This window comes from Catellatospora paridis, assembly GCF_009720365.1.
In the GTDB taxonomy this organism is placed as follows: domain Bacteria; phylum Actinomycetota; class Actinomycetes; order Mycobacteriales; family Micromonosporaceae; genus Catellatospora; species Catellatospora paridis.
In genome coordinates this window covers 167,215-184,787 of record NZ_ML769314.1, presented here as the reverse complement: position 1 = coordinate 184,787, position 17,573 = coordinate 167,215, and the positions used below count along the sequence as shown (strand labels likewise).

Here is a 17,573-nt window from a genome sequence, read left to right as displayed (position 1 = left end):
GTGAATGGCACCGTGAATTATTTCCACGATCCCTTTGGGACGACACCTTCAACCGTTTGCGGCTCAATGTCAATGCCTGCGACCACATCGCGGACGCCCTGTGCGAACTGGGCACACTAATTTAGGTCCGTCCTATGCGGACCCTAAAAACGGCTTAACAAAGCCTCTGGGGATTGACTCCGGAGCCCGTGTCGCGCCTAGGCTCCTGTCGCTACCAATAGGTAGTCGCATCGAGTATTCGGGCGAACACGGAAAGGTGTCTGATGGACATTCGCCTCGCCCGGACCGCGGCGATCGCAGCGCTCGCGGCCCTCGCCGTCGTGGTGACGCTCACCCCACCGCCGGCCGCCCATGCCGAGGGACTCGAGCCCGGCTGGACCGTCACCGAGTTCGGACCGCTCGGTCCCGCCGACCGGGACCTGCTGGTCCGCGTGCGCCTCGCCGGGCTCTGGGAGGCCCCCGCCGGCAAGCAGGCCCAGGACCGCGCCCGCAGCGAGAAGGTCAAGGAGATCGGCCACCACATCAGTGGCGAGCACATCGCGCTGGATGCCGAGGTGCTCAAGGTCGCCGACCGGCTGGGGGTGCCGCTGCCCGACCGGCCCAACGCCGAGCAGCAGAGCTGGCTCGACGAGCTGAACGGGCTGCGCGGTGCGGCGTGGGACAACGTCTTCACCGCCCGCCTGCGCGTCGCGCACGGCAAGGTCTTCAGCGTTGTCGCGGCGGTCCGCGCGGGCACCCGCAACGAGGTGATCCGCGAGTTCGCCCAGCAGGCCGTGACGATCGTGATGCGGCACATGACGTACCTGGAGAGCACCGGACTGGTCGACTACACGTCCCTGCCCGCGCCGCCGACACCCGTCGCCGCCGCGGCCCGCCGCACCGGCGGCCCGCCCGCCCCGCTGATCTGGCTGATCCTGGCAGCCGCCCTGGCCGCCGGCGCGGTCACCGCGGCCCGCATCAGGCACCCCCGCTGACCCGGTGCGCCCGCCGCCGACAGCGGCGCACCCGGAACCCACCTCCCCGGAAGGACACCCCATGGCACGCAGTCACTCCCCCCGGCACCGCATGGAACCTCGCGCAGTGCGATTACTGGCCGCGGTGATCGTGCTGATCGCCGCGACCGTGCTGGCCACCATCAGCCAGGTCTCGCAGGCCGCGACGGGCGACGGCGCCAAACCCGCCGCCGAGGTCCCGGCGGCGCTCGCGGCGGCCGCCCGCATCCCGAACGACCAGGGTCCCGACGCCGAGTGCACCAAGCCGCGCGCGCCCGCGCGCTGCCACGCCCCGACCGGTCCGCCTGTCGCCGGCGACTTCGTCGACATCCGCTCGATCCCGCCCAACGTGCGCGAGCGCCGTACGACCGCGGAGGGCTCGGCGGGCACGTTCACCTCGCAGTGCGGTCGCAATCTCAACGACCACCGCAACCCCGACAACTTCATCGTCGCGCCGGGCGTGTTCAACGGCGCTCATCACACGCACGACTACGTCGGCAACCTGTCCGCGGACGGCAACTCCACCAACGAGAGCCTCGCCGCGGCGGGCACCACCTGCCGGCGTGACGACCGCTCCACCTACTACTGGCCGGTGCTGCGCCAGCGCGGCACCGTCGGCAACGACGCGACCGCCGACGGCGGCGGGAACGACGGCAACATCGGCCGCATCCTGCGTCCGGCGTCGGTGCGGCTGGAGTTCCGCGGCAACCGGTTCGCGAAGGTGACCGCGATGCCGGACTTCATCCGGCTGATCACCGGCGACGCCAAGGCCGTCACCAACGGCCCGGCGAACGCCAAGGCCCAGTGGACCTGCACCGGCTTCACGAACCGGCGCACCGCGAAGTACCCGCTGTGCCCGCAGGGCAGCCAGGTGCAGCGCATCCTGGACTTCCCGAGCTGCTGGGACGGCGTCAACACGGACAGCGCCAACCACCGCGCGCACGTGGTCTTCCCCGCCGCGGACGGGCGCTGCCCGGAGGGCACCAAGCCGATCGCGCAGCTGCGCATGACGCTGACCTACAGCGTGCCGCGCGGGCGGTCGTTCGCGCTGGACACCTTCCCCGAGCAGAACCACAACCCGCTCACCGACCACGCCGACTTCGTCAACGTGATGCCGGCGCAGCTGACCACGTTCGCCACCGACTGCATCAACCGGGGCCGCCGCTGCTGACCCGGGGCCGGATCAAGGGGGTACGCGACCGCATCCGCGTACCCCCTCTTGCTGTGTCCGGGCGGTGGCGACCGGCGGGAGGAGCGGGGCCGGGCGGGGGTACGCGCCGCACTCGCGTACCCCCGACGGTCCGCTTGGGCTCGGACCGGTGTGCCCGCGCCGCCGCCACCCCCTGGCGGCGGCGCGGGCCGAGGACGTCACCCGATGGTGCAGGTGGCGCCGTTGACGGTGAACGCCGCCGGCCGCGGGTTGCTGCCGGTGTGCGTGGCGTTGAAGCCGAACGACGTGGACGCCCCGGCGGCGAGCGTGCCGTTCCAGCCCTCGTTGGTGATCGCGACGTCCGCCCCGGTCTGGGTGTACTTCGACGACCAGGACTGGGTCACCTGCTGCCCGGCGGTGAACGAGAACCGCAGCGTCCAGCCGTTGATCGCGGCCGTGCCGGTGTTCTTGATCGTCACGTTGCCCGTGAAGCCGGTGCCCCAGTCGTTGCTGCCGTACGTGACCTGGCAGCTGCCCGCCGGGCTGTTCGGCAGGGTCGTCGCCGACACCGCGCTCGACGGCGTCGAGGCGTTGCCCGCCGCGTCGACCGCGACCACGTAGAACTGGTACGCCGTGGCGGCGGCCAGCCCGGACACCGCGTACGTGGTACCCGTGACCGTGGCCAGCAGCGCGTCCGTCGTGCCGGCCTCGCGGTAGACCCGGTAGCCGGTGACGCCGACGTTGTCGGTGGAGCCGGTCCAGGTCAGGGTGAGGCCGCTGGAGGTCACCGCGGACGCGACGGGCGTGCCCGGCGTGCTCGGCGGCGTGGTGTCGACCGGGTCGGCGATCAGCGTGGTGAAGGTCGCCGGGGCCGACGCCGCCGAGCGGTTGCCCGCCCCGTCCTTGGCCACCACGTAGTAGGTGTACGAGGTGTTCGGGGTGAGCCCGGTCAGCGACAGGGTGGCCGCGGTCGGCGAGCCGACCAGCACGTCGGTCGAGCCCGCCTCCCGGTAGACGTCGTAGCCGGCCAGGCCGCTGCCGCCGGTGTCGGTCGAGCCCGCCCAGGCCAGGGTCAGCCCGGTGGTGGTGACGCCGGATGCGCTCGGGGTGCCGGGCACGCTGGGCGCGGTCGTGTCAGGCGTGGTGCTGGGTTCGTTGCCCCAGATCCGCACGCCGCCGTGGTACAGCGGCACGCCCGGGTTCACCCCCGCGGTGGCCAGGTACGACGGGTCGTTGCCGGGGCTCCAGGTGCCGCCCTCGCCGACGCCGACCTTGAACTGCACCTCCATCCGGTGCTGCGACTGCCCGGCCGGCGCGATGCTGTATCCGGTGCAGTCGACCTCGACGTACCAGAGGTTGCCCTGGGCCTGCTTCGCCGTGCTCGGCGACGGGCAGCCCTGGGTGTAGCCGGAGGTCACCACGACGGCGCTCGCGTCGTCACGGGTGAAGTAGTAGCGGAACTTCGCCGTGGTCAGCGCGCGGGCCGGGAACGCCGACTTGTTGTAGACGATCGCCTTGACCCGGGTCTCGCGCAGGTCGGCCGTCAGCGTGGTCTCGACGGTCATCTCGTCCATGTCCGGGGCCTGCACACCGGGGAAGCCGGCCAGCGGGTTGCCGCCGTACTCCTGCGACAGCCGGGCCAGCGCGGAGGTCAGACCGGCGTTGTAGTCGGTGGCGACCTCGTTCATCACGTAGTCGTTGCGCACGTCGGAGTAGGCGTCGTCGGGCGAGGACGGGCCGCCGACCAGCGCGCCGTACAGCACGTGCCGGGTCTCGACGGGCACGGTCATGCTGTCCCACCACGAGCCGTGCGCGGTGCGGTGGTGCGGGTTCTTCGGCGAGTTGACCCCGAAGCCGATCATGTACGAGGAGCTGCGCGGGTTGTCGCCGAGCGCGTAGTTGATCTGGCGGACCGCGAAGTCGTGGTAGCGCGCCTTGCGCGCGGTGTCGGTCGTCTTGTCGCTGTAGACCAGCGCGGCGAACGACGTGTTCGCGGCGTAGCGCAGCGCGCCCCAGCTGTCGAGCACGGCCATGCCGCCGGGCGAGGTGCGGATCTTCTCGCCGTTGACGCCGACGGTCCAGTAGTCCAGCCAGCGGTTGGCGTCGTCGACGTACTTCTGCTTGCCGGTCAGGTTGGCCAGCAGCACGTACGCGCCGAACTGCTTGTTGTCCCAGGCCAGCGTCCACTTGTAGGAGCGGGTGGTGGTCTGCGGCTCTGTGCCCAGGCTGTCGTACGCCGCCTCGGCCTTGGCCAGGTAGGACGCATCGCCGGTGGCCCGGTAGAGCCAGATCCCGCCCCACACCAGCTCGTCGGTGTAGCCGCTCCACGACTTGTAGAAGTTCGTCGCGTCGGTGATGCAGGAGTGGTAGGTCTGGCGCACCGTGTCGGCGAACGTGTACAGCTGCTTGGCGTGCGTGACCAGGGTGTCGGCGTAGGTGGGGTCGGTGGGCCGGAACACCATCGACGAGGCGGCCATCGCGGCCGCGGTCTCCCCCGCGAGGTCAGCCCCGCCGCAGCTGGCATCGATCTTGTACGCCGGCCGCGCCATCGGCATCACCTCGGCCGGGCCCCACCACTTGTGGTCGTCGTCGCCCTTGCCGATCTGTCCGTAGAGGACGTTGGCCGACGGGTGGGCCTTGATGAAGTAGTCGTTGGGCACCCGCAGGTTGTTCAGCAGCTGGGTGAGCTGCCCGGAGGCGGCGTAACCGGCCCGGTACTCGACCGCGCCCCAGGCCAGCATCGTGGTGGTGAACGCCATCGGGAAGCCGAACTTGACGTGGTCACCGGCGTCGAACCAGCCGCCGGTCAGGTTGAGGCCCACGTCGGAGCCGTCGTTCATCGCGGAGTCGCCGCGCCAGGACACCCGGCTCCAGGCGGGCTTGGGGCCGGCGATCTGGGCCTCGTAGAAGTACAGCGACTTCTGCAGCGCCTCGGCGTAGTTGAAGGTCGGCGCGGCGGCGGCCGGGCCGGGGCTGACCGCGACGGCGAAACTCGCCGCGGTCAGCGCCGCGGCGGCGGTCGCCGCCAGTCGGCGTCCCCAGTGTGGTCGTGCGTCGGGCATGGCGGGACTCCTCGTACGTGGAGCCGCACCTGGACGGACCACGACGGGACGGCGCGGGATCGGACGTGGGCGCGTCCTACCCCGCCCGACGCGGTGGCCAGGCACGGTGAGTGATCGGGCGGAAGATTGCGGGAGCGCTCCCACAACTGCGGACCAATGTAGCCGGATGTCACGCGCATGTGAAGCGTCAATGACCAGCAGGTATCCGATGACCTATGGAAACGCTCCCATATCGACCCGTCGCGATGGAACTTTCATCGCTCGGGATTCACGGCCGGGCGCGCAGCCGGAACTCGTTGCCCTCCGGGTCGGCCAGCAGCGTCCACGGCGTGCTCGGCGTCTCGGCCGGCACGTGGCGCGCGCCCATGTCCATCAGCCGCTCGATGTCGGACACGAGATCGTCGCAGTCCAGCTCTACCTGCAGCCGGTTGCGGCCGACCTTCGCGGCCGGCGCCTGCACGAACAGCATGCCCGGATAGCTCGCCTGGTCGGGTGCGATCGCCACCGCGTCGGGCCGCTCCTCCAGTATCTGGAAATGGAGGACCTCAGCCCACCAGCGAGCCAGCCGCGCCGGATCCCCGGCGTCCACTGCGGTGCCATGCCAGCGCAGCCCCATCGCCGCCTCCTGCCGGTGTGGACAGAGTGCCGAAAGCGTACGCCCCCGGATTCCCGTCTGCCACCACCCGTAAACCTGGCGGAAAGGAAGGGCACCTGCCACCACACATGGCGATGTGAAGGCGCCCCTCCTTTCCTCCGTCAGAGCTGCGCGCGGCCGGCTTCCAGGCGGGCGACCGGGACGCGGAACGGCGAGCAGGACACGTAGTCCAATCCCACCTCGTCGAAGAAGCGCACCGACTCCGGGTCGCCGCCGTGCTCGCCGCAGACGCCGATCTTCAGGTCCGGCCGGACTTGCCGGCCTTCCTGCACGGCGATGCGCACCAGCCGGCCGATGCCGTCGCGGTCCAGCGTCTCGAACGGCGACACCCCGAACACGCCCAGCTCCAGGTATCGGCTGAAGAACGAGCCCTCCACGTCGTCGCGGGAGAAGCCCCAGCCCATCTGGGTCAGGTCGTTGGTGCCGAAGGAGAAGAAGTCGGCCGCCTCGGCGATCTGGCCCGCGGTCAGGGCTGCCCGGGGCACCTCGATCATCGTGCCGATCGGGGTGCCGGCCATGCCCTCCTCGGCGAGGATGCGCTCGGCGTCGGTACGCACCGCCTCCAGCTCCTGGACCGCGCCGACCAGCGGCACCATGATCTCCGGCCGGGCGTCGCCGCCCTCGGCGCGGACCTTGGCCGCGGCCTGCGCGATGGCCCGCACCTGCATGCCGAACAGGCCTGGGATGACCAGTCCGAGGCGTACGCCGCGCAGGCCCAGCATCGGGTTCTGCTCGTGCATCCGGTGCACCGCGGCCAGCAGTGCCTGCCGGTGCGGGTCGGGCTCCTTCGCGGTCGCCACCTCGACGGCCAGCTCCTCCAGCGGCGGCAGGAACTCGTGCAGCGGCGGGTCGATCAGCCGGATGGTGACCGGCAGCCCGTCCATCGCGTGGAGGATCTCCACGAAGTCGTCGCGCTGCAGCGGCAGCAGGGCATCCAGCGCCTGCTGCTGCTCCTCCTCGCCGTCGGCCAGGATCAGCCGCTCCACCATGGCCCGGCGCTCGCCGAGGAACATGTGCTCGGTGCGGCACAGGCCGATGCCCTGCGCTCCGAAGCGGCGGGCCCGCGCGGCGTCGGAGCCGGTGTCGGCATTGGTGCGCACCGCCATCCGCCGTCGCCGGTCGGCGTGCTCCAGCATCCGGTGAACGGCGGTGACCAGTGTGTCCGCGTCGGCCGGCAGCTCACCGTCGAAGTAGCGCACCACCGGGCTGGGCTTGACCGGCACCTCGCCGAGGTAGATCGCCCCGGTGGTGCCGTCGATCGAGATCAGGTCGCCCTCGGCCACGGTGACGTCCCCGACGGTGAAGCGTTTGCCGGCCAGGTCCACCTCGACCGACTCGGCACCGCATACGCAGGTCTTGCCCATGCCCCGGGCCACCACCGCGGCGTGCGAGGTCTTGCCGCCGCGGCTGGTCAGGATGCCTTGCGCCGCGATCATGCCGGGTAGGTCGTCGGGGTTGGTCTCCCGGCGCACCAGGATGACCTTCTCCCCCTTCGCGGCCTGCGCGGCCGCCTGCGCGCTGTCGAACACCACGTGCCCGACGGCCGCGCCGGGCGAGGCCGCGATGCCCTTGGCGATCGGCTTGTCGACGGCGGCCTCGTCGAACGTCGGGAACATCAGCTGGGCCAGCCGTGCCCCGCTCTGCCGGCGCAGCGCCTCGTCCAGGTCGATCATGCCCTCGTCCACGAGCTGCGAGGCGATGATGAACGCCGCGGCCGCGGTGCGCTTGCCCACCCGGGTCTGCAGCATCCACAGCTTGCCGGCCTCGATGGTGAACTCGATGTCGCACAGGTCGCGGTAGTGCCCTTCGAGCGTGGACATGATGTCCATCAGCTCGTCGAACGACTTCTTGTCCAGGTGCTCCAGCTCCTGCAGCGGGACCGTGTTGCGGATGCCGGCCACCACGTCCTCGCCCTGGGCGTTGGCGAGGTAGTCGCCGTACACGCCGCGGGCGCCGGTGGCCGGGTCGCGGGTGAAGGCGACGCCGGTGCCGGAGTCGGGGCCGAGGTTGCCGAACACCATGGCGACGATGTTCACCGCGGTGCCCAGGTCGGCCGGGATGCGCTCCTGGCGGCGGTAGAGCACGGCCCGCTCGGCGTTCCAGGAGTCGAAGACGGCGTTGACGGCGAGCTTCAGCTGCTCGCGCGGGTCCTGCGGGAAGTCACGGCCGGTGTGCTCGGCGAAGATGGCCTTGAAGGTGTCCACCAGGGTGCGCAGCTCGGCGGCGTCCAGATCGATGTCGGCGCGCTCGCCCTTGACCCGGTCCATGGCGTGCTCGAAGGCGTCGCCGGGCACGTCGCAGACGGTCTTGCCGAACATCTGGATGAGCCGGCGGTACGAGTCCCACGCGAAACGCTCGTTGCCGCTGCGCGCGGCCAGCCCGTGCACACTGGCGTCGGTCAGCCCGACGTTGAGCACGGTCTCCATCATCCCGGGCATGGAGAACTTGGCTCCCGAGCGCACCGAGACCAGCAGCGGGTCCGCGGGGTCGCCGAGGCGGCGCCCCATCTTCTCCTCCAGCGCGGCCAGGTGCGCGCCGACCTGCTCGGCCAGCTCGGCGGGCGGGCTGCCCGCGGCGAGATACTCCCGGCAGGCCTCGGTCGTGATGGTGAACCCAGGAGGCACGGGCAGGCCGATCCGCACCATCTCGGCGAGGTTCGCGCCCTTGCCGCCGAGCAGGTCCTTGAGGTCCTTGTTCCCCTCGGCGAAGTCGTACACGTACTTCGTCATTGCGACCTCCCGCGTAGTGACCTCGACAACCAGTCTTGCGCGGGACCTTAACGGCCGCTCAGGAAATTTAGGAGGAGCTGGTGACGTATGGCACAGGTATCGACAGATGTGCCGTTCGCGCGGTTTTCGGGGAGCGTTCCCACGCGCAGGACCGCGCATCCCGCCACGAACGGGCGAGATTCGGCGAGACCCGAAAGGGACCGCCGAACCGGACATCGATTGCTAACGTTCGAGCATGCACCCGTTCGGTCCTGAAGCGACGTCCGCCCCCCATCCGGTCTACGCACAGCTGCGCGAGGAGGCTCCGGCCCACGAGATCCAGCTGACCCCGACCTTCACCGCCTGGCTGATCACCCGGTACGACGATGCCCGCCGCGCCCTCAACGACCCCCGCCTGAGCAAGAACATCGCCGGCACCCCGATCCGCACCGGCGGCGGCTGGCCGGACGAGCTGCGGGCCGCCATGGACTCGCACATGCTCAGCAACGACCCGCCGGCGCACACCCGGCTGCGCCGGCTGGTCTCCTCGGTGTTCACCGCCCGCCGCATCGCCGACCTGCGCCCCGACGTGCAGCGCATCTCCGACGAGCTGCTCGACGGCTTCGCCGGGCGCGACGAGGTCGACCTGATCGGCGAGTACGCCTTCCCGCTGCCGCTACAGGTCATCTGCGAGCTGCTCGGGGTGCCGATGGACGACCGCGACAGCTTCCGGCAGTGGTCGAACACCATCATCGCCAGCGCGATGGCGCAGGGCGACGCGCTGGCGGCCGCGACGTCGATGAACGCGTACGTGCGCGAGCTGGTGGAGCGCAAGCGGGCCGAGCCGGACGCCGCGCTGCTGTCCGCGCTGGTCTCGGCGGCCGACGAGGGCGACCGGCTGACCGAGGACGAGCTGACCTCGCTGGTCTTCCTGCTGCTCCTCGCCGGGCACGAGACCACCGTCAACCTCATCGGCAACGGGGTCTACCTGCTGCTGAGCCACCCGGAGCAGCTGGCGCGGCTGCGCGCGGACCGCAAGCTGGTCTCCCCCGCGATCGAGGAGTTCCTGCGTTACGAGAGCCCGGTGAAGACCTCGACCTTCCGGATGGCCACCGAGCCGGTGGAGTTCGACGGGGTGACCGTGCCGGCCGGGGCGATCGTCATGGTGAGCCTGCTGTCGGCCAACCATGACCCGCAGGTCTTCGCCGACCCGGAGCGCTTCGACCCGGCGCGCGCCGACAACCAGCACCTCGCGTTCGGCCACGGCATCCACTACTGCCTCGGCGCGCCGCTGGCCCGGCTGGAGGGGGAGATCGCGTTCAACGGCCTGCTGGACCGGTTCCCGAAGCTGCGTGCCACGCAGCCGCTGGACGAGTTGATCTGGCGTCCCGGAGCGCTGCTACGCGGCCTCGATCGGCTACCGGTCATGGTGAACTGAGAAATTCCCCAAGATCAAAGCTCCATTTGGTGCCCGTTTGGGCCTCTGAGTGGAGCTTTGATGGCATAAGACGGCCCCACCCTGAGGCGATCCCGTAGGGGAAAATGCCAGCAATTCGGACATGCTGTGATGCACATCACAGCATCACAAGACGTGATGAACCGACCAGTAAGCCACCAGAAGGGGAGGAAAGTTCACCCATCAGGGCAGATGATTCCTGGTCGCGCTGGTGAGTCCAGTCACTGAGCAGGCAGTATGGGCGCTCCCGAATCAAAGGTGATGACGGAAAGGCCCCCAACCCCCGTGACTTACTTCAAACGTGGCAAGCACAGCGTCCCCGGCACCCTCGACAAGAGCCGTGACCGCTTCGCCCAGACCGGCGGAATGGTTCGCGGAGGTCTCGCCCGGCACTCCCGCCAGGCACTGGCCATCACCGCACTCGCGGGTGTCAGCGCCTTCGGCCTGATCAGCGGCGCCGCCAACGCCAGCGACAACGACCCCACCCCCGCGGACGCCGCGAAGGCGATCACCAGCGTGGCATCCTTCGACGCGCTCGCCGAGCGGCAGGCCGTCGCGGAGGACGCGAGCCGATACCAGCGTTCCGCCCCCACCACGAGCCAGCCCGCCGCCACCCCGCCCAAGCAGCCGACCGCGGCCCAGCCGAAGCCGGCCACCGTCAAGACCGCGCCGAAGCCCGCCGCCGCCCCCCGGCCGGCGTGGCTGATCCCGATGAAGGGCGCCCAGGTGACGTCCTGCTTCGGCCAGCGCTGGGGTGTGCTGCACGCCGGCATCGACTTCGCGATGCCGAGCGGCACCCCGATCCGCGCCGTCGGCGCCGGCACCGTGGTCAGCGCCGGCTGGGCGTACAGCGGATACGGCATCTCCGTCGTGGTCGACCACCACAACGGCTACCTCACCCACTACGCCCACATGTCGCAGGACAAGGTGTCGGTCGGTGACCAGGTCAAGGCCGGCGACATCCTCGGCCTGGAGGGCTCCACCGGCGACTCGACCGGCCCGCACCTGCACTTCGAGGTGCACAAGGGCATGTGGAACCAGATCAACCCGGACGGCTGGCTGGCCGACCGCGGGATCCAGACCTCCTGCTGAGACCCGCCCATCCCCATACCCCCATCCCTCCCCCCGACGAGAGGCCCGGATCAGTGTTGATCCGGGCCTCTCGCCTGTCCGGGGTACGCCCGCACCTGGACGGACCGTTCGTCCGGCCGAGCGTCCGGCGGTCGGGCAGGATGGGCTTGACCCTGACACCGTGTCAGCCCCCAGGGTGGTTCTCGACATGTTCACCATCGGAGACTTCGCCAAGCTCGGCGGTGTGTCGGTCCGCATGCTGCGCCACTACGACGCGCTCGGGCTGCTGCCGCCGGACTCGGTGGACCCGGCCAGCGGATACCGGCTCTACCGCGCCGAGCAGTTGTGGCGGCTCAACAAGCTGGTCGCGCTGAAGGGCCTCGGCTTCACGCTGCAGCAGGTGCAGGCGATCCTGGACGACCAGGTCCCTGTCGCCGAGTTGCGCGGGATGCTGCGGTTGCGCCGCGAGGAGCTGGCCGCGCAGGTCGCGGCGGACACCGCGCGGCTGGCCATGGTCGAGGCGAGGCTCCGGATGATCGAGAAGGAGGGCCGTATGGCCACCCACGACATCACCCTCAAGCAGGTCGCTCCGTTGCGGGTCGCCGAGCTCACCGCCGTCGCCGCCGGCTACGGCCCCGAGCACATCGGGCCGACCATCTCCCCGCTGTACCCCGAGCTGATGCGGCGCCTGGACAAGGCCGGGCTGAGCCCGCTCAGCGCACCGGCCATCGCCTACTACGAGCCCGAGGGCGACGCCGTGCTCGTCCACGCGGCGATGCAGGTCGCCGTCGACCCGGTGCCCGGCCAGGACTTCGCGGTCGTCGACCTGCCCGCGATCCACGCCGCCACGGTGATCCATCGCGGTCCGATGGACGACGTGCTGTACAGCCTCCAGGCGCTGGCCCGCTGGGTCGAGCAGAACGGCTACCGCACGGTGGGCTACCACCGCGAGGTCTACCTCGACTACCTGCCGGACACCCCGGAGAACGGCGTGACCGAACTCCAGATCGCGGTGACCCCCGCCTGACCCCGTTCCCGCGACCCCTTGATCATCGGACTTGCCTGGCACCTGTGCGTATCTTGAGGACGTATTCGCCCAGGTGCCTGGCAAGTCTGACGATCAGCTGAGAATTCGCGAACTGGGACATATGCGGAATAGGTGAGTTATACGATCACTCGTATTCACCTACTCCGTGCCGACACGCCCGGCGAGCCGGCCGTGAAGGAGGTTCGCATGTCCTCGCGGCGCCTGGCAGTCGCCATCACCACCGCGCTGCTGCTCGCCGTCGGCGCCACCGCCTGCGAGAGCGGCGACTCCGGCGGCCCGGCCAGCGGCGGCAAGATCGCACTGCTCCTGCCCGAATCGCAGACCACCCGGTACGAGCAGCACGACCGGCCACTGTTCGAGGCCAGGGTCAAGGAACTGTGCGCTGACTGCGAGATCATCTACAGCAACGCCCAGCAGGACCAGAGCCGCCAGCAGCAGCAGGCCGAGGCCGCGCTCAACAACGGCGCACAGGTGCTGGTGCTCGACCCGGTCGACGGCGCGGCGGCGGCGACCATCGTGTCGCTGGCGAAGTCGAAGAACGTGCCGGTGATCTCGTACGACCGGCTCATCCAGAACGCGCCGGTCGACTACTACATCTCCTTCGACAACGAGCGCGTCGGCCAGCTGCAGGGCGAGACGCTGGTCAACCGGCTCAAGGAACTGGGCAAGACCTCCGGCGACATCGTGATGATCAACGGATCGCCGACGGACAACAACGCGAAGCTGTTCAACAAGGGCGCGCACTCGGCCCTGGACACCTCGGGCTTCAAGACCGTGCCGACGCCCGACTTCTTCACCCCCGAGTGGAAGCCCGAGAACGCGCAGAAGTTCATGGAGGGGCAGATCGCCCAGCTCGGCAAGGACGGGTTCGTCGGGGTGTACGCGGCCAACGACGGCACCGCCGGCGGCGCGATCTCCGCGATGCGGGCCGCGGGCATCACGCCCGTGCCGCCCACCACCGGGCAGGACGCCGAGCTCGCCGCGATCCAGCGCATCGTCGGCGGCGACCAGTACATGACCGTCTACAAGGCGTTCAAGCCGGAGGCCGACCGGGCCGCCGAGCTGGCGGTCGCGCTGCTCAAGGGCGAGAAGCCCAGCACCGACCGGACCGTGAACAACGGTGCGACCGAGGTGCCGTCGTTCCTGCTCGAACCGCAGTCGGTGACCAGGGAGAACGTCAAGGAGACCGTGGTCGCGGACAAGCTCTACACGATCGAGCAGATCTGCACCTCGGCGTACGCCGCCGCCTGCCAGGCCGCCGGCCTGACCTGACAAGCGTTAAGAAGGGCACCTTCCGCTACGCATGGCGACGTGAAGGTGCCCTTCCTTTCACAAGGGGGTGGGCGGTGAGTGGGGGCAGGGAGCCGATTCTGGCGATGCGGGGGGTCAGCAAGCGGTTCGGTGCGGTGCAGGCGCTGTCCGACGTGGATCTCGACGTGTACGCGGGTGAGGTGGTCGCGCTCGTCGGGGACAACGGGGCGGGCAAGTCCACGCTGGTCAAGGCGATCTGCGGGGTGAGCCCGCCGGACACCGGGACCGTCACGTTCGCCGGGCGGGAGGTGCGCGTCGAATCCCCGCACGCGGCACAGGAGCTCGGTATCGCGACGGTGTTCCAGGACCTGGCGCTCTGCGACAACCTGGACGTGGTCAACAACCTCTTCCTCGGCCGGGAGCTGCGGCGGGGCGCGTCGCTCGACGAGGTCGAGATGGAGCGGCGCAGCGGCAAGCTGCTGCGCGAGCTGGCCGCCCGCATCCCCAGCGTGCGGCTGCCCGTCGCGTCGCTGTCCGGCGGGCAGCGGCAGACCGTCGCGATCTCCCGTTCGCTGCTGGGCGACCCGAAGGTGGTGCTGCTCGACGAGCCCACCGCGGCGCTCGGCGTGGCGCAGACCGCACAGGTGCTCAACCTCATCGAGCGGCTCCGCGACCGCGGCCTGGGCGTGGTGCTGATCAGCCACAACATGGTCGACGTGCGCGCGGTCGCGGACCGGGTGGTGGTGCTGCGGCTCGGCCGCAGCAACGGCGAGTTCCGCATCCACGAGGTCACCAACGAGCAGATCATCGCCGCGATCACCGGAGCGACCCAGAACGTGGTCTCCGAACGGGTGGCCCGGCTGCGCGAGCAGTCCGCCGGCGACGACCCGCTGGCGGCCGGCTCGGCGGAGGGCGGTGCCTGATGGTCGATCCCGTGACGGAACCGGCGGTGCCCCCGCCCACCCCGGCGACGGAGCTGAGCAGCCCGAAGGAGGCGGTCGGCGGCTGGTTGCAGACGCTGCGCACCGGCGACATCGGCTCGCTGCCGATCATCATCGGGCTGATCCTCATCGTGATCGTGTTCCAGAGCCTGAACCCGACCTTCCTCAACGCGTTCAACCTGGTCAACCTGTGCCTGCAGATCGCCGCGCTGGGCATCATGGCCACCGGCATCACGCTGGTGCTGATGCTGGGCGAGATCGACCTGTCCATCGGCTCGGTCAGCGGCCTCGCCGCGGCGGTGCTGCTGGTCACCCACGTGAACCACGACTACGCGCCGCTGCTGGCGGTGCTGGTCGCGGTGCTGGTCGGCACGCTGGTCGGCCTGATCCAGGGCTCCATCTTCGCCAAGATCGGCGTACCGTCGTTCATCGTCACGCTGGCCGGCCTGCTCATCTGGCAGGGCGTGCAGCTGCGCGTGCTCGGCGAGCAGGGCACCATCAACCTGCCCCCGGCCGGCACGCTGGTGCGCTGGGCGCAGTTCTCCTTCGTGCCGCGCTGGCTGGCGATCACCCTCGCCGCCCTGGCGCCGCTGCTCTACCTGCTGCTCAGTCTGCTGACCCGGCGTCGCCGGGCCGCCGCCGAGCTGCCCGTCATCCCGCTGTGGCTGCCGATCGCGGTCGCGGTGATCCTGCTCGTGCTGCTCCAGCTCGTCGTCGCGAAGCTCTACCTCGACCGCGGGGTGCCGTGGACCTTCGTGTTCATGGTGCTGGTGGTGGTCTTCTTCGACTGGCTGCTGCGGCGCACCGCGTACGGGCGCAAGATCTTCGCGGTGGGCGGCAACATCGAGGCGGCCCGCCGCGCGGGCATCAACGTCGACTGGATCCGCATCTCGGTGTTCGCGCTGTGCAGCACCCTCGCGGCGGTCAGCGGCGTGGTCGCGGCGATGCGGCTCGGCTTCGCCAACCAGCAGTCCGGCAGCGGCGAGACGCTGATCAACGCGATCGCCGCCGCCGTCATCGGCGGCACCAGCCTGTTCGGCGGCCGCACCCGCCGCTACGCCCCGCTGCTCGGCGCGCTCGTCATCGGCTCGATCGCCAACGGCCTGGAACTACTGAGCCTGTCCTCCGACGTACGCCTCATCGTCACCGGCACCGTCCTGCTCGCCGCAGTGGTCATCGACGCCCTGGTCCAACGCTCCCGCACCTCCCACGGCCGCTGACCCCACGCCCCACCCACCCGACATCAGCCGTGGATGGCGGGGTTGGGGTCGGGTGGGGTGTGGCGGGGGTCGGTTTCGGACTCGGTCGCGGCGGTGAGGTCTTCGGGGGCGGGGCGGGTGGGGAGTTCGCCGAATCTGACGTGACGGAGGAAGGCCGACTCCTCGTCGGTGAACCTCTCGCCCGAGTACCGGTCGTCGGTCATGGTCGTGCGCCCTCCTGCCGGGTGACGTCGAACAGGCATACCGCGGCGGTCGCGTCGTCGCTGACCTTCTGGCGGGGCCAGCGGGTCCGCTCGGGGTCGGCGCGTTCGGCGGTGCGGGTCGACGCGATGATGCCCGCCGGGCCTTCCCGGTAGGCGAGGTCAAGGTAACCACGCCAGTCCAGTAGGGCGTAGTCCGTGACGAGCAGGGCCGCGCCGTCGGAGGCCAGCACCGCGCCGCGCACGTCGGGGACCGTGCCGGTGCGGGCGTGCGCGGCGGCCTCCGGTTCGGTGCGGGCGATCCAGTAGCCGTCGGGGGTGTTGCGCTGGGACTGCTGGTCGGCGATGAAGCGGGCCAGGTCGTCCCGGGTGCCGCGGTCGGCCGCGGCGGCCAGGTGGGGCGTCGCGAGCGCCTTCCACGAGTCGTCGATGAAGGCGACCGGGCCGTCCGCGGTGTCCAGCACCACCGGGGAGTCGGCGAGCACGAGGTACTCCGCGCCCTGCGGCGTCTGCCGCACGATCGACACGGTCGAGCCGGGCGAGCCGGGGTGCCGAAGGTCGCAGCGCGGATGCTCGGCGGCCACCTCCTCGATGGCGGCGGCGAGGCCGTCGGCCAGCGGCGTCGGGCCGTCGAGCCGGCGCAGCAGCCGCGCGCCGAGGCGGGCCACGAACCAGGCGGTGCCGTGCACGCAGCCGGTCTGCGGGCTCTCGGTCAGCCCGTCGAGCACCACGGCGAGCCGGGGGAAGGCCCCGGCCCAGTCCAGGTTGACCGCACCCGCGGTGGCCGGTTCGCTGGCGATGCTGACCCGCATGTTCCGCTCCGCTCCCGGCCGCGAGGTCGCCGCCGCGGCTCCACCCTCCCATGATCGGCTGATCCGGTCGCACCGGGTCTTGCCTCTCGCTCGGCAGGGGAAAGGGCGTGGCTAGCCGTGCACCGGCGCGGCCGCGCTCCCCCGGCCGACACCCAGCAACAACACCAGCAGGCCGACCACGACGATCGCGGAGATCAGCAGCACGGCGTACATCGCGGCGGGGAACATGCCCGCGCCGGGGACCTGGCAGGCGGCGTACGACAGCAGCCCGCCGACCACCGCCGTGCCCGCGGTCAGCCCGATGTCGTATCCGCGCCACCTCCGCCGGACCACCATCATGAGCAGGCCCGCGACGCCGAGCATGGCGGCCACGAGCACGGCCACGAGCCACGACGGATCGGCCGGCGGCGGCTCCGAGGCCAGGCGCGGCGGCTCCTCGAAGTACCAGCCCTCGCCTCCCCTCGGGATGCCCAGGCGGTGCCAGACCCCGTTGACCGAGCGGTAGAGCAGCCCGTCCCGGCCGTTGGCGACGAAGACCACGTGGCCGCCGGCGACCTCGCGCACCACGATCGACCGCGACGACAGGTGCTCGGCCCGGTCGCCCAGCGCCGGGTAGTCCGCAGCGAGCCGGTCGTAGTCGGCACCGGCGATCTCCCACGCGGTGGTCCAACCGGTGTCGTCGCCGCCCGACTCCACCCGCAGCAGCCCCGGCACCACGCGGTAGCACGTCCGCACCCCGCAGCCTGAGGGCTGCGGCGGCGCCAGGAACACCCGCACGGACTGCCCCGCGATGCGCCCGTCCAGCTGGACCTCCCACCGCCCGCCGCGCTCGGGCACGTTGCTCTCCACCCGCACGGTGACCCGATCCGAGCCGCTCTCGTCCACCTCGGTCACCTCGTAGGTCACCGGCTCGGCCGACCCTCGGCAGGCACCCAACAAGCCCACCAGCAACAGTGTCGCCGCCACCCGTCCCCATCGCATGGCGTCACTGTGCGGCCGGTCCGCCG

At 70.7% G+C, this 17,573-nt stretch carries 14 protein-coding genes; 8 read left to right on the top strand and 6 right to left on the bottom strand.

Going from position 1 to position 17,573, the window contains the following annotated elements:
• Nucleotides 1-263 precede the first annotated feature (263 nt).
• Together F9C41_RS09920 and F9C41_RS09915 are read left to right on the top strand one after the other, a co-directional pair.
• Nucleotides 264-974, top strand: coding sequence for a DUF4142 domain-containing protein (locus tag F9C41_RS09920; RefSeq protein ID WP_155386410.1), 711 nt, complete (start codon nucleotides 264-266; stop codon nucleotides 972-974).
• Nucleotides 975-1,080: 106 nt separating this feature from the next.
• On the top strand, nucleotides 1,081-2,163 hold the full coding sequence (locus F9C41_RS09915; RefSeq protein WP_230689469.1) for a DUF1996 domain-containing protein: 1,083 nt from the start codon (nucleotides 1,081-1,083) through the stop codon (nucleotides 2,161-2,163).
• Between the two features lie 197 nt (nucleotides 2,164-2,360).
• On the opposite strand, the gene F9C41_RS09910 is transcribed toward F9C41_RS09915, so the two are convergent.
• The 3 genes from F9C41_RS09910 to ppdK all read right to left on the bottom strand — a co-directional run bounded on the left by F9C41_RS09910 (nucleotide 2,361) and on the right by ppdK (nucleotide 8,588).
• Nucleotides 2,361-5,204, bottom strand: a complete 2,844-nt coding sequence (locus F9C41_RS09910; RefSeq protein WP_155386408.1) for a glycoside hydrolase family 9 protein — start codon at nucleotides 5,202-5,204, stop codon at nucleotides 2,361-2,363.
• Nucleotides 5,205-5,472: 268 nt separating this feature from the next.
• Nucleotides 5,473-5,820, bottom strand: coding sequence for a VOC family protein (locus F9C41_RS09905; protein ID WP_155386407.1), 348 nt, complete (start codon nucleotides 5,818-5,820; stop codon nucleotides 5,473-5,475).
• Nucleotides 5,821-5,960: 140 nt separating this feature from the next.
• Nucleotides 5,961-8,588, bottom strand: coding sequence for a pyruvate, phosphate dikinase (gene ppdK / locus F9C41_RS09900; protein WP_155386406.1), 2,628 nt, complete (start codon nucleotides 8,586-8,588; stop codon nucleotides 5,961-5,963).
• 235 nt (nucleotides 8,589-8,823) lie between these two features.
• On the opposite strand from ppdK, the gene F9C41_RS09895 reads away from it, so the two are divergent.
• From F9C41_RS09895 to F9C41_RS09870, 6 genes are all read left to right on the top strand, one after another.
• Nucleotides 8,824-10,005, top strand: a complete 1,182-nt coding sequence (locus tag F9C41_RS09895; protein WP_155386405.1) for a cytochrome P450 family protein — start codon at nucleotides 8,824-8,826, stop codon at nucleotides 10,003-10,005.
• Nucleotides 10,006-10,308: 303 nt separating this feature from the next.
• Complete coding sequence (locus tag F9C41_RS09890) at nucleotides 10,309-11,115, top strand: M23 family metallopeptidase (protein WP_230689468.1); 807 nt, start codon at nucleotides 10,309-10,311, stop codon at nucleotides 11,113-11,115.
• A 187-nt stretch (nucleotides 11,116-11,302) separates the two neighbouring features.
• On the top strand, nucleotides 11,303-12,121 hold the full coding sequence (locus tag F9C41_RS09885; protein ID WP_155386898.1) for a MerR family transcriptional regulator: 819 nt from the start codon (nucleotides 11,303-11,305) through the stop codon (nucleotides 12,119-12,121).
• A gap of 207 nt (nucleotides 12,122-12,328) precedes the next feature.
• Nucleotides 12,329-13,414, top strand: coding sequence for a sugar ABC transporter substrate-binding protein (locus tag F9C41_RS09880; RefSeq protein WP_155386404.1), 1,086 nt, complete (start codon nucleotides 12,329-12,331; stop codon nucleotides 13,412-13,414).
• Nucleotides 13,415-13,518: 104 nt separating this feature from the next.
• The gene (locus F9C41_RS09875; protein WP_196279729.1) at nucleotides 13,519-14,316 is read left to right on the top strand and encodes an ATP-binding cassette domain-containing protein; all 798 of its coding nucleotides are present in this window, start codon (nucleotides 13,519-13,521) and stop codon (nucleotides 14,314-14,316) included.
• An 11-nt stretch (nucleotides 14,317-14,327) separates the two neighbouring features.
• The gene (locus F9C41_RS09870) at nucleotides 14,328-15,554 is read left to right on the top strand and encodes a sugar ABC transporter permease (RefSeq protein WP_230689466.1); all 1,227 of its coding nucleotides are present in this window, start codon (nucleotides 14,328-14,330) and stop codon (nucleotides 15,552-15,554) included.
• 23 nt (nucleotides 15,555-15,577) lie between these two features.
• Here the strand turns inward: F9C41_RS09870 and F9C41_RS09865 are convergent, their stop codons facing one another.
• The 3 genes from F9C41_RS09865 to F9C41_RS09855 form a co-directional block, all read right to left on the bottom strand.
• Entirely contained in the window at nucleotides 15,578-15,757 is a 180-nt protein-coding gene (locus tag F9C41_RS09865; RefSeq protein WP_155386402.1) for a hypothetical protein, read from the bottom strand.
• Nucleotides 15,754-16,566: a protein phosphatase 2C domain-containing protein gene (locus F9C41_RS09860; RefSeq protein WP_155386401.1), complete on the bottom strand. Its 813-nt coding sequence runs from the start codon at nucleotides 16,564-16,566 to the stop codon at nucleotides 15,754-15,756. Before F9C41_RS09860 ends, F9C41_RS09865 begins: the two co-directional genes overlap by 4 nt.
• Before the next feature lie 111 nt (nucleotides 16,567-16,677).
• A complete protein-coding gene (locus F9C41_RS09855) occupies nucleotides 16,678-17,547 on the bottom strand; it encodes a hypothetical protein (protein WP_155386400.1) in 870 nt (289 codons plus the stop codon).
• Nucleotides 17,548-17,573: the final 26 nt, after the last annotated feature.